Below are 13799 nucleotides of genomic sequence, written 5' to 3' on the forward strand. Positions count from 1 at the left end.
AAAAGAAAGCCGCAATCAAAAAAGAAGAGATAAAGAAGGCATATTTTGGGGAGGAGTATGTAGCACCGAAAGTAGAAAATAAAGAAGGCAATGCCGCCAAAAAGTAGGCTAAAATGAAGAAAATTTTGCTCGTTAGCGACGACGCTCAGATGCAGCTAAACCTCAATGCTGCGCTTTACCGCTTTAACATCCGCATAGTTCGCTTTGAAAATTTAAGCGAGCTAAAAGAGGATTATTATAGCGGCAACCGCTACATCTTTTACGTCATCGACGTAAAGACGAAGGATCTGGCAAATTTCGAGTCGGTCAAATTTTTGCGAGATAACGGGAGCTTAACTCCCGTTATGATCCTTATAGATAAGGCCATTCCCGCGCTTTATAAGAAAATTTACTACGCCAAATACGACGATTTTATGGTTAAGCCTTTTTTGCCGGAGGAGTTTTTGTTTCGGGTATTTAGAAACTGCCGGATTTTGCTCGGAAGCAAATTTGAGCTAAAAAACGGCGCCGTCTACGACAAAAACAGCCTCACTCTGCACATAAACGGCACAAATATAATGCTGGGCAAAAAAGAGGGGTTGTTTTTAGAAATTTTGGCCAAAAACGCCCCGCACGTAGTAACGATCCAAGAGCTTGAGTGGAGTATCTATAAAGACGAAGAGGTCTCGTCCGATCGCCTGCGCTCGCTCGTGCGTCAGCTGCGCGCGAAGCTGCCCTTTGAGCTAATCAAAACCGTGCGCAGTATCGGATATAGCATAGACGGGTAAATGCGCCCGTCTTTTGCGCTAAATTTAGCCCGCTAAATTTACGCCGTCTTTCGCCGCTATTTTTAAATTTACGCCGCCGCGTAAAATGAAAGCGCGGATTTCTCCTTTTTGAGTTATAATTGCGATAGATTATCATAAAGGAGAAGCTATGCAAGCAAAAAAGGTCGAATTTAGCGACGCGATTTCAGAGACGCTGTTTATAAATTTGTATTTCCGCGCGCTGGATAACGACGAGCCGGATCCTATACTGGGCGATCCCTTTTCGCGCCCGGTTATGCAGCGCATAGATTATGATTTCGCTAAATTTAAAGGCGGCAAATTTAGCAAAACCGGCACCGTGATTAGAGCGCGGTTTTTCGACGACGAGATTTTAGATTTCGCTCGCAAAAACGCGGGCGAAAAGCTAGTCGTAGTCCAAGTCGGAGCGGGGCTTGATACGCGTCCGCTAAGGCTTGAAAAGCAGCTACCGGGCGCCTTGTTTTACGACCTTGATTTACCCGACGTCATTGACCTGCGGGGCGAGCTAGTGCCAAAATCCGCGCTAAATTTTAGCCTCAAAGCCTCGATGTTTGAGACCGCGTGGATGGACGAACTGCGCGCGCGGCACGAGGGAGCGAAGTTTATCTTCGTGCTAGAAGGCGTGGCGATGTATTTTAGCGAGCCTGAGATTTCGGCGTTTATGCGAAATTTAGCGCAGAGATTTAGCGGCGTAGTTATGCTTGATTTGCTCAGTCGTTTCGCCGCTAGCATAGAGCCTAAAAAGCACGACGTACTGCGCTATATCGCAAATCCGCCTAAATTTAAACTCGGCATCGACGACGAGAGGTCGCTTGAAGCGTGGGACGAGCGCATTAAGCTTTTAAAAACGGGCGTGATGATGGACATAAGGCCTGAAAAATGGTGCCTCACAGCGAAAATTTTCCGCATTTTTAGCAAGATCAAAAACTCGTGCAAGATGTGCGTCTACGGGCTAAATTTAAGCTAAATTTTGCGCTTGGCCGTTTAGCGTAAATTTGCCGCGAGTTTGAATCTTAGAGCAGGCTAGGCGTTTATGCGGATTTTGCGGAGTAAATTCGCCGCGCGTTTTAGCTTGCCTGCTGCGCTCGCATCGGCATTTTAGATATTTACGGCGCGGATTAAATGGCGCGCGAACGAACGCGGCGAGGCTTAAATTTAGCTCCGAATTTTTAACTGCGCCCGCTAGTTTGCAAACGCTCGACCGCTTTGGCGTAAATTTGCCGCAAACAAAACGCCTTGCTAAATTCGCGCGGGTTTTATCAGGCGTTTGATTTGCGCGGTAACCGCCCGCAAGTTCGCGCCGCTTGGTTAAATTTACCTAGATTGCGCTCCATCGCCGCGCTATAAAGCTAAAATTTAAAATAAGCCGTTTTGGGTATAATTTTCAAAAATTTCGGAGCGGTAAAATGGACAGAAAAGAGCTTCTAGGCGGCGTAAAACGCATCGTCGTAAAGGTCGGCACCTCGACGCTGGCAAACGCGGACAGCTCGTTAAACGAGGACAAAATCAAACAAATCGTGGCAAATTTAAGCGAACTAAACGAAAATGCCGAAGTGGTCTTTGTTACCTCTGGCGCCGTGGGCGCTGGCATGGGTCAGATGAAGCTCGCGCACAAGCCAAAATCCATCGTCGAAAAGCAAGCTCTTGCCGCCATCGGGCAGGTTTCGCTCATTCATCTTTATCAAATTTTATTTTGGGCGCACGGCAAAAAGGTCGCGCAGCTACTGCTGACCAAAGACGACTTTAGCGACCGCCGCCGCTACCTAAATATGCGCAGCGTCCTGCGCTCCCTGCTCGCTAAAAAAATCATCCCCGTCATCAACGAAAACGACCCCGTCGTGGGCGAGGGAATAAGGGGCGTGAAAGTGGGCGACAACGACACGCTAAGCGCGCTGGTTGCTGGGCTAATCGAGGCTGATTTGCTCGTGATTTTGACCGATATCGACGGGCTATACGATAAAAATCCAAGCATTTTTGCCGACGCTAAATTTATAAATTTAGTCGAAAATTTAGATGATAGCATTAGAGCCGCTGCGGGTGCGGAGGGCAGCAAATTTGGCACCGGCGGCATGCGCACCAAAATAACAGCAGCCGAAATGGCGACCAAAAACGGCACGCACCTCATTATCGCAAACGGCGCCAACCCGCGAAACATCGTGCGAGCAGCACACGGCTACGAGGTCGGGACGCTCTTTTTGGCGGGCAAAAATAGGATAAATTCGCGCAAATACTGGCTCGCCTACTCGGCCGCTGACAAGGGCTCGGTCACTATCGACGCGGGTGCGGCGAAGGCACTAAAAGAGGGCAAAAGCCTGCTAGCAGTCGGTATCCGCGAGGTCGTGGGCGAGTTTGAGCGCGGCGAAACGCTAGCTATCAAAGACGCAGGCGGCTGGACGCTGGCTCGCGGCATAACAAACTACTCCTCGGCCGAGCTAGCCCTCATAAAAGGGCGCAAGAGCGAGGAGATCGAGGCTGCGCTGGGATACAAATATGAGGACGAGGCGCTGCATATCGACAACATCGCGCTGATTTAGGTTAAATTTGGCGATTTTTTGCGGCAAACTCTGGTCGTAACAGCGTCAAATTTACGCCAAATTTGAAGCAAATTTTGTTGCATGGCGGGTGAAATTTAAACGGACGCGGCGGCTAACCGGGTTAAATTTAGGCTTCGCGCCCTCATAAAACGGACGCGGCGTAAAAGCACGGGGGCTTGCCGTTAAATTTAGTCGCGACGCTAATAAAAAAGGAGCATATATGGGTCAAATTTTAAACGAAACTTTGGATGAAATTTACGCCGTTTTGGGAGGCGAAATCGAAAATTTAAGCGTGCAGCGCGTAGTCGTCGGGCTATTTTTTACCGGTGTGAAGCTAAGCAACGGCGTTTGCGGCGTGAGCTACACCCCGCTAAAAGCCATCCCGCAGGCCGTTTGTTGCCCCTCTCATGCCGCTTCTATGCCAAATGCGGGCAATATCTGCGGCAAAAACGTCAGAACTCTTTTGCGGGATTTAAACAGCGACGGCGCGATCAAAAAAACCATCGCGGTAGCGGCTTTAAACGCGCTTTCGCAGACTTGTTTCGAGCAAAACCCCGGCGCGCATGCGGTTAAATTTGACGCCGATCCGTTTCATGAGCTTGACGTCTGCGAGGGTTCGCTTAGCGTCATCGTGGGCGCGCTCGTGCCTTATATCAAATTTATGATAAAAAACGGCAGGGATTTTCGCATTTTAGAGCTTGATAAAAGCGTGCTAAAACCGCAGGAGGCGGCGTATTTCGTCCCGCAAGAAATGGCGGCTGAGGCGATTAGGGCGGCCGATAATCTCATAATCACCGGCGTTACGCTGCTAAACGACACGCTAGAAGAGATCCTAGCGCTAAAAAAAGAGGGCGCCAAGACCGTAGTCGTAGGGCCGACCGTTTCGATGTCGCCCGCGCCGCTGTTTGCTAGGGGCGTTAGCTACGCGGGAGGCGTATATACGCAGCGCGCGGACGAGCTTTTAGACATTATCGCGCAAGGCGGCTCGGGCTATCATTTTTTAGGCAAATACGCCCGTAAATTTACGATGAGCGCGGACGGATTTGCTGCTAAATTTAAGAATTTTAGCCGCGCGGAGGGCGAAAAAATCGCATGGGTTAAAAAGGCGTGATTTGCCGAGTTTTGCGCTTTGCTCGCAAAGAGCGCGTAAATTTATAGCCTGCGCTAAAAACGCTACAAGCTAAATCAGAAAGGAAAAAGTATGTATTTTGCGCTTTCGTGGAAAAAATTTGATTTCGTCATTACTCCAAGCGAGTTTCGCGGCGTTTTTAACAGGGAGGATTTCGTATTTTTAGCCAACCGCATACGCGAAAAAACGCAGAGTAATATTACGCCCAAAGAGCAAGTTTTTAGCGATTACGAAAGGTATTTCGAGCGAATTATCTTGCGCGAGGACGGGCGGACGAACGAGCTTTGGGATGATGAGGTGCGGCTATATCTCATAGACGGCGAGGATAAGCTTTACTTTGACGACTCGCTTGAGGGCAAGGCCGGAGGCGAATTTTAAGATACTTGATAGCACTAAGCCGTGCGCTACGCTAGCTCCTTTTAATTTGCTTTATAACGACGAGAAAAAGCGGCTTAGCACGGCGTATTTTGAGCCGGACGGCGTCTTTGGCCTGCGACTAGCCTATCCTAAAACAGTCAGCCTAAGAGACGAAAACGGCGAATTAGGCGGTAACTACGAAACGGACGACTACGAGATGTCGCACGTATATACGCAGCTAGTCGCGAGTATAAAAAAGCTTGCTAAAAAGGCGAAAATACAAAACGGTAGCGGCGGCGTAAAGACGGACTTTTGGATCTCAAAAGCAGCCGCCTGCTTAGCGGGGCGGAATTTTTATCTAAAAAGCAACGGATTAAAATTCGTCTAAGTCTCGCTGGCAAATTTTGCCGACCGTCAAATTTGACGGGTTTTAAGTCGGTTTTTTTAAGCATGCTTTAAAATACTCGCAAATTTAAAGGAAAAAGATGGATAAAACCGGATACGAGTTCGTTCAAGTTACTACAGGCGAGCCCCGCAAAAGCCTATTTTCTAGGGCGGTTTTAGCGTGCGCTACGCCGTTTTCGCTGGGCGTTATAGCTTTTGCCGCGCTTGGAGTTTGGGCGCTAAATTTGAGCCCGGACGAGATTTTGCGGTCGAATTTTTGGCCGAGCTTTATCCGCGCCGTGCGGGTTTTTGCGCCGTTTTTGGATGATTTGGCTAAAAACGGATTAAAAATCGAAGTCGTAGCCTTTTACGCCTGCGCCGCGTGTTTTTGGCTGTGTTTTTTCGCGGCCGTTTTTTGCCTAAACTACGGCAAAGAGGATTTTAGGCGGGTAAATTTAATCAAACTTACGGCAAGCTTTGTCCTGCTTGGCGGATTTTGTTTTCTCGCGCTTAGCGGACTACTCTTTGCGCCCGAAGGAATTGGCGGCAGATGGGGCATTTACGTGCGGTTTGACGCCTACTCCCTCGCAAACGACAGCGCACCTTATAATCTTGCCGCGGCTCTGGTTATCGGCGCGATTTTTGCGGCGTTTGCCGGAGTGGTTTGCGATTTGATTTATAGATTACGCAGCGGCCGGCGGTAGTGAGCCGTTTTGCTCGCTACCGTTTTTCTATCGCGCCCGGATTTTCGGTGCTAAATTTAAGCAATATAAACCCGACCGCGCCCGAAACTACCGAACCTAGCAAGATAGCAAGCTTATCGGTGTAGGCAAAGGCGTCCGTGTCGTTGTAGGCTAGGCTGTTGACGAAAAGGCTCATCGTAAACCCGACGCCGCAAAGCACGGCGATGCCGTAAAGCTGGATAAAATTTGAGCCTTCCGGCAGCTTGGCTAGCTTAAATTTGATCGCTAAAAAGCTAAAATAAAATACTCCGACTTGCTTGCCGACGAAAAGCCCCAGCGCCGTGCCTAGCGCGACCGGAGACAAAATCTCGTCCAGTCCGACGCCTCGCAGCGAGATGCCTGCGTTTACGAAGGCAAATATCGGCAGCACGCCAAACGCCACCCAGCCGTGCAGGTCGTGCTCGATGCTTTTTAGCATAGATTTGCCGGGCTCGTCTTTAAAGCTAAGCGGTATGAAAAAGGCCGCCACGACGCCGGCAAGCGTGGCGTGAACGCCAGATTTTAGCACTGCTACCCACATCACCGCGCCTACGATTAGATAGGCCGCCTTGCTCTTTACGCCGAGTCTGTTTAGCGCGAAAAGCGCGGCTAGGCAAACGCTCGCGACCGCAAGCATTTGGGCGCTAAGCTCGCTCGTGTAAAATAGCGCGATAATCACGATCGCGCAAAGATCATCGACGATCGCTAGCGTCATGAGGAAAATTTTTAAACTAGTCGGTACGCGTGGCCCAAGTAGGCTCAAAATCCCCAAAGCAAACGCGATATCCGTCGCCGTCGGTATCGCCCAGCCGCCAAGCGCGAAGGAGTCGTGTTTCGTAAAAAGATAAAATATAACCGCGGGCACTATCAGACCGCCTGCTGCGCCGATGGCAGGCAGCGCGATTTGCGACGGGTTTTTTAGCTCGCCCTCCAGCACTTCGCGCTTTAGCTCGAGTCCGATGAGAAAGAAAAATACCGCCATCAATCCGTCGTTTACCCACAAGATCAGGGGTTTGTTTAGTCCGTATTCGCCGAAGCTCACGGTAAATTTGGTCTTTAAAAATTCGTTGTAAAAATCGCTCAAAAACGTGTTTTGGCACAGTAGCGCCGCGACCGTAGCGATCATCAGCAAAATCCCGCCGCTGGCTTCGTGTTTTAAAAACTCTTTTATCCCGCCCATTTTACTTCCTTTTCATAAAATTTTAAGGATTATAGCGTATTTTTACGGTCGCATGAAATTCGGGCGAATTTAGCTATAATCAGGTCAAATTTAAAGCTAAAATTTGGTAGACGCATCGCTAAATTTTGCTTTGTCGTATTACCCTTTGCGTCTAAGAGAGGGCGCTTTATAAATTAAGGAGCGAAAATGAATGAAATTTTAGAGATTTGTAAGCGCGCAAAGGCCGCTTGCGGCGAGCTTTTAAGACTTGATAGCAGGGCTAAATTTGAAATTTTAAACGCCGTGGCGGACGAGCTGCTCGCGCAAAAGGACGCGATAAAAGCGGCAAACGCCAAAGACCTTGCAAATGGCGAGAAATCGGGCCTTAGCGCGGCATTGCTCGATCGTCTGCGACTAACGGACGCTCGAATCGAGGCTATGGCGCAGGGTGTGCGGGAAGTGGCGGGATTTGCAGAGGTCGTGGGTGAAAATCTAGGCGGCTGGAGCCATCCAAACGGCATGCAAATCAGCCGCGTGCGCGTGCCACTGGGGGTGCTCGGTATCATCTACGAGAGCCGTCCAAACGTCAGTATCGACGCGGCGGCTTTGGCGCTAAAAAGCGGCAACGCGGCGATCCTGCGAGGCAGCGCCAGCGCGCTAAATTCAAACATTTTTTTAGTAAATTTATTTAATGAAGCGGGGGTGAAATTCGGCTTACCGACGGGCGCAGTGCAGCTCGTGGAGAGCGCCGAACGCGAAGTAGTGGCGCAAATGGCGAAAATGAGCGAGTATATCGACGTTTTGATACCGCGAGGCGGCAAGAGCTTAAAAGATTTTATCGCGCAAAACGCGACAGTGCCGATCATCATGACTGGCGCCGGAGTATGTCATATCTTCGTCGATGAAAGCGCAAATTTGAGCGAGGCCACAAAGATAATCAAAAACGCCAAAACCCAGCGTCCAAGCGTCTGTAACGCCGTTGAGTGCGTGCTTTTGCATGAGCGCGTGGCGGGCGAAATTTTGCCTGAGCTTGTGCGCGAAATGCCAGAGGTCGAGTTTCGCGTGAGCGAGCAGCTTCTAGGCGCGTGCGAGTCGGAGCTGCGAGGCGCTAAAAACGTCAAACTTGCAGGCGATAGCGACTTTGGCGCCGAGTTTTTGGATCTCGTGCTAGCCGTGCGCGCGGTGCGGGATACGGATGAGGCGATCAGCTTTATAAACGCGCATTCTAGCGGGCATTCGGACGCGATTTTGAGTGAAAACTACTCAAACGTCGAGCGATTTTTAAACGAAGTCGGCAGCGCGGTCGTCTACGCCAACGCCTCGACGCGCTTTAGCGACGGCAGCGAGTTTGGATTCGGCGGCGAGATCGGCATCAGCACGCAAAAGCTGCACGCCAGAGGGCCGATGGGGGTGAGGGAGCTTACGACTTACAAATATATCGTCCGCGGCAATTATCAAACGCGTTAGCGGCTCGTCTTTTTGCCCTATACTTCGTTGGATTTCGCTGCGGGCTGCAGTCGCGTATTATATATACGCTCCTTTGCCCTTGCTTATCCGCCTTGTCTATGGCAAAAATACTTCGCCTTGTCGTTTTACGTTCAAATTTGGAGTCAAATTTGAAAACCAAATTTGCATTTTCGTGGCGCAATAAAACATCGAAATTTGCGACACCCGCGACGACTTTTTCGGCGATAAAATTTGACTCGTCGCGAGTCGGCGCGCAAGCGCGCAAAGGCGAAATTTATGCTAAAATCGGCGTAAATTTAAAGGAAACCGATGAAAAAACTAAAATTTATCTTTGCTCTCACCGCGGCGTTTATTTTTAGCGGCTGCTACGAGACGACGCTGCTTACTCGCGTGCCGATCTCCGCGCTTGTTTCGGACAAAGGCGCGGACGTGAAATCCACGCTCGTTCTAACGGGTATAACGCCGCAGACGCACGAGACGAAAACGGTAACGGACAACGTGCGGGTTTTCGTCCCGGACGCAAAATTTAAGGATTTTCCGACGAGAGAAACCGCCTATGAGATGAGCGTTAGCGTAGGCAAGGGCGAAAAGGGCGGCAAAAACTCGGATAAGCGCGCCGTGCGGATATATCTAGGCCAAGACGGCGACGTCTACGGCAAGCTTAGTAAAAACATGCTCGATCAGTACGCGGGCGCGGCGAAACAGGGCGAAGCGCCGACGCTAAAAGCGGCGATCAAATTTGAAAACGACACGAAGGACGTCTATGAGCTGGTCGTGGGCAACGAGTTTAAGGCTAGCGACGAGGCGCAGACGGGCGGCGTTTATACCTTGACGCCAGGGCAGGTTACGGGGGCTATCTGGGCGGATAGCGCGGCGGTACGCGAGGCGCTTGCCGGCAAGGCGGTCAAAATCGGCACTCTAAAAAAGGCGGCGAAATGAAAAGCGTAAAAATCGGCTTCATCGGCGGCGGAAATATGGGCGGCGCGATGATCGAGGCTCTTTGGCGCGCGCAACCTGACGAAGCGGACGCGGGGCCAAGCTCGGCCGAGGGCGAGCGAAAAACCAGCGGCGGTAGCGAGGCGCAAAGGGCGGAAAATTTAGAGCAAACGGATAAAAACGCGAGCTCGCGCGAATGCGAAAAAAAGACGAAATTTGAAATCATAGCCTATGCTAGAAGCAAAAACGAAGCCTTGCGGCAGAGATTCGGCGTAAAAATAGCCGCGAACGAAACGGATCTAGCGTGCGAAGCGGACGCGGTCGTGCTGGCTACTAAACCCGCTAGCTACGAGGCTATCTTGCGCCTGATTGCGCCCGAGCTTGCGGGCAAAATTTTGCTTCTTTTGGCGCCGAATTTTGACATAAAACGCGCTAGGCAAATCGCTGGCGAGGGCGTTTATATCGCTCGCGCGATGCCAAACGTCGCAGCTAGCATCGGCGCGTCGGCCACGGCTCTTTGCTTTGACGCTGGATTTAGCGAGGCCAAGAAAGAGACCGTGTGCGAGATAATCGCAAAAATCGGTAAAATTTACGAGATAGACGAGACCGGTTTTGCCGCATTTACGGGCATCGCAGGCAGCCTGCCCGCGTATGCGTGCGCTTTTATCGAGGCTGCGGCCGATGCCGGCGTGCGGGGCGGACTGCCTAGGCAGCTTTGCTACGACGCCGTCTGTGCGGCGATAGAGGGGACGGCGCGTCTGATCCAAAGCGGCAAGCACCCGGCCGCGCTAAAAGACGAGGTCTGCTCGCCGGCGGGAACCACGATCGAAGGACTTGCCGCGCTTGAAAAAGGCGGATTTCGCGGCGCTTTGATGCAGGCCGTCGCCGCTTGCATCGCCAAAGCGCGGGGTTAGGCTCGCGGCTTTTGCTTTGCCGATTAATTTAAGTCTAGTAAATTTATGCGTTTTGTATTTGCTTGAAATTTCCGATCGCGCCTAAATTTCTCGTCCAAGCCGAAAAACGCTCCGCCGCGTTTTTGCCGTAATCGCGCGTTAAATTTTAAAAAGATACCGATAAAGATTATTCCCGGCGCTACTTGCGGCGCTAAATTTATTTTCTAGCGAGCCGGGCCTTTCGCCATTGCTAGCCGCAGATACGCCGCCAAAGAGTGCGCGCAAGCGGGCATGGTAGCGGCTAACTTAAAGCAAGACTACGGCGCGGCGGAAGAAGAAAAAGGGTGTTTGACTTAGCGCGGTATTTGATTTTTATGTCTTTGCGATGAGCGTAGCGTTACGAGAGCTTGCGCAAGGTAAAACGAAACGCTTTATCTCAGATTTGCTCGGCGTATCGTATTTTCGCGCCTTTTGAGTTAGAATTTTACCCGAAAAACAATATTTTTTAATTTTTCGCCGCTTTTTACGCCCGATTTTGGCTATAATTTCAACCAAAGCAGATCGCGGTCGCGATTTACGTTTGCACAAATACTTTTTTACGATTTTTGCAAATTTATTTTTGACGGGTTTAAATTTATGCCCAAATTTAGCTCCGCGTGTCGGAAAAATTTTCTACGGATCAGGGTATGCATTTTATCGGTATCGACATCGGCTCGACCTCGTCAAAGGTCGCCGTCATGGACGAACGCGGCGAATTTTGCGAGCTATTTTTGCTGCCAAGCGGCTTTAGCGCGGTCAAGGTCGCGCGCCAGATCAAGCAAGCCTTAGAGCAAAAAGGCTACGCAGAGGGCTTCGTGACGGCTACGGGCTACGGACGCATTAGCGTAGAGTACGCGCAGCTTAGCATGAGCGAAATTTTATGCCACGGGCTTGGGGCACACTTTTTATTTGAGCAAGACTGCACCGTCATCGATGTGGGCGGGCAAGACACCAAAGCGATCAAAATAGAAAACGGCAAACCAGCGGATTTTATCATGAACGACAAATGCTCGGCGGGCACGGGTAAATTTTTAGAGATCAGTGCGGGCCGCTTGGGGCTTGAGCTTAGCGAAATTTACAAAACCGCCCGCAAAAATCCCGCGATTAAAATTAGCTCAACGTGCACTGTTTTTGCAGAAAGCGAGATCGTCTCGCTAAGCGCAAACGGAGCCGAAACTAGCGAGATCGCCTACGCCATCGTGGATTCCTCCGCGCACAAGGTCGCCTCTCTCATCAAACGGCTGGAAAATCAAATTTATTTTTTAAGCGGCGGACTTAGCAACGTGCCGCTCTTTAAGCAGCTTCTAGGCGAGCATCTGGGGGCTGAAATTTTTACTTGCGAAAACGCAATCTACTGCGGCGCGATGGGCGCTGCGATAATGGGAAGAAGGAGAAAATATGAAGTATGATTTTGTGGAGCTTAAAAAGCGAAATTCTCTGGCGCTTCAGGATCTAAAGGCCGAGGGAAAGAGCGTCGTGGGGACGTTTTGTACGTATTCGCCAAAGGAACTCATCTACGCCGCGGGCGCGGTTCCGGTTAGTCTGTGCGCTTCGGATGAGGGGCCGATAAACGCCGCTCATGCCGAGCTTCCGCGCAATCTTTGCCCGCTAATCAAAGCAAGCTACGGCTACGCGGTTACGAAAAAATGCCCCTATATGAACGCCAGCGACCTCATCATAGGCGAAACGACCTGCGACGGCAAGAAAAAGATGTACGAGCTGCTGGCAAAATACAAAGAAGTCCGCGTTTTAGAGCTGCCCAATATGACGAATAAGCGTAGCCTAGAGCTCTGGACGCAGGAGCTGCGGGAGTTTAAGGGCTATCTGGAACAGCGTTTTGGCGTAAAAATAACGGACGAAAAGTTAAAAGAGACGATAGAGCTTTTTAACGAGGAGCGAGACGCGCTAAACGAGCTGATGGAGCTTGGCAAGCTAAATCCGACCCCGATTAGCGGTAGCGAGATGCATCAGGTGCTATTTGCGAGCGACTATATCTACGATAAACGCGAAAAGGTCCGCATGTTACGCTCCTACGTGAAGGCTTTGCGAGAAAAAGATATGAGCGGCGCCAAACGCAAAAAGCGCATCATCATCACCGGCTGTCCAAGCGGAGGTATCTACGAAAAAGTCGTCAAGCAGATAGAAGAGTTGGGCGCTGACGTGGTAGCCTTTGAAAACTGCACCGGTACGAAAAACTATCAAAACAACGTTCGGCTAGAGGGCGATTTGGTCACGAATATCGCCGAGCGCTACCTTAAAATCCCCTGTTCTGTGATGTATCAAAACGACGCACGCTCGGATATTATAAAGGAATTTATCCATGAGTATCAAGCGCACGGCGTCATCGACGTAGTGCTAAGCGGCTGCCACACCTACGCGATCGAGACGAACAGGATCAAAGAAGCCAGCCGCGAAGCGGGAGCAAACTATATGTCGCTGGAGACCGATTATTCAAAACAAGACGTCGGGCAAATTCGTACGCGCTTAGAGGCGTTTATCGAGCTGCTCGGTTAAATTTAGGATTAAAATTTATAAAAGGAGTTAGCATGAAGCTAAAACAGATTTTAAAACTAGGCGCGGTATTAGCCGTTTGTTTAAATTTAGCGAGCGCGAATTCGCTCGAGCAGATCAAGAAGGACGGCGTCATAAGAATAGCGACCGAGGGCGTGTATTCGCCGTTTTCGTTTCATAACGAAAAAGACGAGCTAATGGGCTATGACGTCGAGATAGCAAAAGCCGTCGCAGATAAACTTGGACTAAAGCCAAAATTCGTCGAAGCCTCGTGGGACGCTATGTTAGCGGCGTTTGACGCGGGCAAGGCAGACGCCGTGTTTAATCAAGTAAGCATCACCGAAGAACGCAAGAAAAAGTACGACTACTCCGTGCCCTACATGACCTCATACTCGGCGATCATCGTGCACGAGGATAACGACGATATCAAGAGCTTTGCCGATCTAAAGGGCAAGCGCTCCACGCACTCGGTAAATAGCATGTGGATCCCTACTGTCGAAAAATACGGCGCAAAACTCGTCGTAGCCGATAGCCTAAGCGACCAGATAAATCTCATAATCACCAAGCGCGCCGACGACACGATAGACGACGCCGTGTTGTTTTACGACTACAAAAAACAGCACCCAAAAGCCCCGATAAAGCTAATCAAGGCGGGCGAAACGCCGATGTATACGGCAGCGATCGTACATAAAGGCAACGCCGAGCTACTAGAAGCGATAAACAAGGCTCTAAACGAGCTAAAAGTAGAAGGCAAGCTAAAAGAGATTTCGATGAAGTATTTTAACAGGGATATCTCGGAGTAAATTTAGGCTTAAATTTAGAGGCGGCAAGGCAGATTTGCCGCCGTTAGCAGATTGATTAGACTTTAGCCGCCTATCTTGCG

Annotated in this window: 15 protein-coding genes; 14 read left to right on the forward strand and 1 reads right to left on the reverse strand. The window is 50.3% G+C overall.

The genetic code is table 11. The features are described from left to right. Positions 1–113: 113 nt before the first annotated feature. The 7 genes from QZ157_RS01245 (at position 114) to QZ157_RS01275 (ending at position 5893) form a co-directional block, all read left to right on the forward strand. Positions 114–767 (forward strand): winged helix-turn-helix domain-containing protein, encoded by a 654-nt coding sequence (locus QZ157_RS01245; RefSeq protein WP_295140756.1) that lies wholly within the window; start codon positions 114–116, stop codon positions 765–767. A gap of 148 nt (positions 768–915) precedes the next feature. Continuing rightward, entirely contained in the window at positions 916–1752 is an 837-nt protein-coding gene (locus QZ157_RS01250; protein WP_295140764.1) for a class I SAM-dependent methyltransferase, read from the forward strand. Positions 1753–2191: 439 nt separating this feature from the next. After that, a complete protein-coding gene (gene proB, locus QZ157_RS01255) occupies positions 2192–3319 on the forward strand; it encodes a glutamate 5-kinase (protein ID WP_295140765.1) in 1128 nt (375 codons plus the stop codon). A gap of 220 nt (positions 3320–3539) precedes the next feature. Further along, on the forward strand, positions 3540–4430 hold the full coding sequence (locus tag QZ157_RS01260; protein WP_295140768.1) for a DUF364 domain-containing protein: 891 nt from the start codon (positions 3540–3542) through the stop codon (positions 4428–4430). Positions 4431–4520: 90 nt separating this feature from the next. Beyond that, the gene (locus QZ157_RS01265) at positions 4521–4826 is read left to right on the forward strand and encodes a hypothetical protein (protein ID WP_295140770.1); all 306 of its coding nucleotides are present in this window, start codon (positions 4521–4523) and stop codon (positions 4824–4826) included. Beyond that, positions 4798–5193 (forward strand): hypothetical protein, encoded by a 396-nt coding sequence (locus QZ157_RS01270; RefSeq protein ID WP_295140771.1) that lies wholly within the window; start codon positions 4798–4800, stop codon positions 5191–5193. Before QZ157_RS01265 ends, QZ157_RS01270 begins: the two co-directional genes overlap by 29 nt. A 97-nt stretch (positions 5194–5290) precedes the next feature. After that, on the forward strand, positions 5291–5893 hold the full coding sequence (locus tag QZ157_RS01275) for a hypothetical protein (RefSeq protein WP_295140774.1): 603 nt from the start codon (positions 5291–5293) through the stop codon (positions 5891–5893). Positions 5894–5909: 16 nt separating this feature from the next. Here the strand turns inward: QZ157_RS01275 and nhaA are convergent, their stop codons facing one another. Continuing rightward, positions 5910–7091, reverse strand: coding sequence for a Na+/H+ antiporter NhaA (gene nhaA / locus QZ157_RS01280; RefSeq protein ID WP_295140777.1), 1182 nt, complete (start codon positions 7089–7091; stop codon positions 5910–5912). Positions 7092–7277: 186 nt separating this feature from the next. Between nhaA and QZ157_RS01285 the strand changes: the two genes are divergently transcribed. The 7 genes from QZ157_RS01285 (at position 7278) to QZ157_RS01315 (ending at position 13719) form a co-directional block, all read left to right on the forward strand. Continuing rightward, a complete protein-coding gene (locus QZ157_RS01285) occupies positions 7278–8537 on the forward strand; it encodes a glutamate-5-semialdehyde dehydrogenase (protein ID WP_295140779.1) in 1260 nt (419 codons plus the stop codon). Between the two features lie 98 nt (positions 8538–8635). Further along, the gene (locus tag QZ157_RS01290; RefSeq protein ID WP_295140782.1) at positions 8636–8896 is read left to right on the forward strand and encodes a hypothetical protein; all 261 of its coding nucleotides are present in this window, start codon (positions 8636–8638) and stop codon (positions 8894–8896) included. After that, complete coding sequence (locus QZ157_RS01295; protein ID WP_295140785.1) at positions 8847–9476, forward strand: hypothetical protein; 630 nt, start codon at positions 8847–8849, stop codon at positions 9474–9476. Before QZ157_RS01290 ends, QZ157_RS01295 begins: the two co-directional genes overlap by 50 nt. Next, entirely contained in the window at positions 9473–10387 is a 915-nt protein-coding gene (gene proC / locus QZ157_RS01300) for a pyrroline-5-carboxylate reductase (RefSeq protein ID WP_295140788.1), read from the forward strand. The genes QZ157_RS01295 and proC overlap by 4 nt, the downstream gene beginning before the upstream one ends. A gap of 665 nt (positions 10388–11052) precedes the next feature. After that, positions 11053–11814 carry an acyl-CoA dehydratase activase gene (locus tag QZ157_RS01305; RefSeq protein WP_295140791.1) on the forward strand — a complete coding sequence of 254 codons (762 nt, stop codon included), beginning with the start codon at positions 11053–11055 and terminating at the stop codon, positions 11812–11814. Then, complete coding sequence (locus QZ157_RS01310) at positions 11804–12919, forward strand: double-cubane-cluster-containing anaerobic reductase (protein ID WP_295140794.1); 1116 nt, start codon at positions 11804–11806, stop codon at positions 12917–12919. Before QZ157_RS01305 ends, QZ157_RS01310 begins: the two co-directional genes overlap by 11 nt. A 32-nt stretch (positions 12920–12951) precedes the next feature. Continuing rightward, entirely contained in the window at positions 12952–13719 is a 768-nt protein-coding gene (locus QZ157_RS01315; protein ID WP_295140796.1) for a transporter substrate-binding domain-containing protein, read from the forward strand. The last annotated feature ends 80 nt before the right edge of the window (positions 13720–13799 follow it).

This window comes from uncultured Campylobacter sp., from assembly GCF_905372745.1.
Classification (GTDB): domain Bacteria; phylum Campylobacterota; class Campylobacteria; order Campylobacterales; family Campylobacteraceae; genus Campylobacter_A.

Excerpts from the sequence above, each read along its gene's own strand:
- QZ157_RS01245 (WP_295140756.1), top strand. The coding sequence starts at position 114 with ATGAAGAAAATTTTGCTCGTTAGCGACGACGCTCAGATGCAGCTAAAC.
- QZ157_RS01250 (WP_295140764.1), top strand. The coding sequence starts at position 916 with ATGCAAGCAAAAAAGGTCGAATTTAGCGACGCGATTTCAGAGACGCTG.
- proB (WP_295140765.1), top strand. The coding sequence starts at position 2,192 with ATGGACAGAAAAGAGCTTCTAGGCGGCGTAAAACGCATCGTCGTAAAG.
- QZ157_RS01260 (WP_295140768.1), top strand. The coding sequence starts at position 3,540 with ATGGGTCAAATTTTAAACGAAACTTTGGATGAAATTTACGCCGTTTTG.
- QZ157_RS01265 (WP_295140770.1), top strand. The coding sequence starts at position 4,521 with ATGTATTTTGCGCTTTCGTGGAAAAAATTTGATTTCGTCATTACTCCA.
- QZ157_RS01275 (WP_295140774.1), top strand. The coding sequence starts at position 5,291 with ATGGATAAAACCGGATACGAGTTCGTTCAAGTTACTACAGGCGAGCCC.
- nhaA (WP_295140777.1), bottom strand. The coding sequence starts at position 7,091 with ATGGGCGGGATAAAAGAGTTTTTAAAACACGAAGCCAGCGGCGGGATT.
- QZ157_RS01285 (WP_295140779.1), top strand. The coding sequence starts at position 7,278 with ATGAATGAAATTTTAGAGATTTGTAAGCGCGCAAAGGCCGCTTGCGGC.
- QZ157_RS01290 (WP_295140782.1), top strand. The coding sequence starts at position 8,636 with ATGGCAAAAATACTTCGCCTTGTCGTTTTACGTTCAAATTTGGAGTCA.
- QZ157_RS01295 (WP_295140785.1), top strand. The coding sequence starts at position 8,847 with ATGAAAAAACTAAAATTTATCTTTGCTCTCACCGCGGCGTTTATTTTT.
- proC (WP_295140788.1), top strand. The coding sequence starts at position 9,473 with ATGAAAAGCGTAAAAATCGGCTTCATCGGCGGCGGAAATATGGGCGGC.
- QZ157_RS01305 (WP_295140791.1), top strand. The coding sequence starts at position 11,053 with ATGCATTTTATCGGTATCGACATCGGCTCGACCTCGTCAAAGGTCGCC.
- QZ157_RS01310 (WP_295140794.1), top strand. The coding sequence starts at position 11,804 with ATGAAGTATGATTTTGTGGAGCTTAAAAAGCGAAATTCTCTGGCGCTT.
- QZ157_RS01315 (WP_295140796.1), top strand. The coding sequence starts at position 12,952 with ATGAAGCTAAAACAGATTTTAAAACTAGGCGCGGTATTAGCCGTTTGT.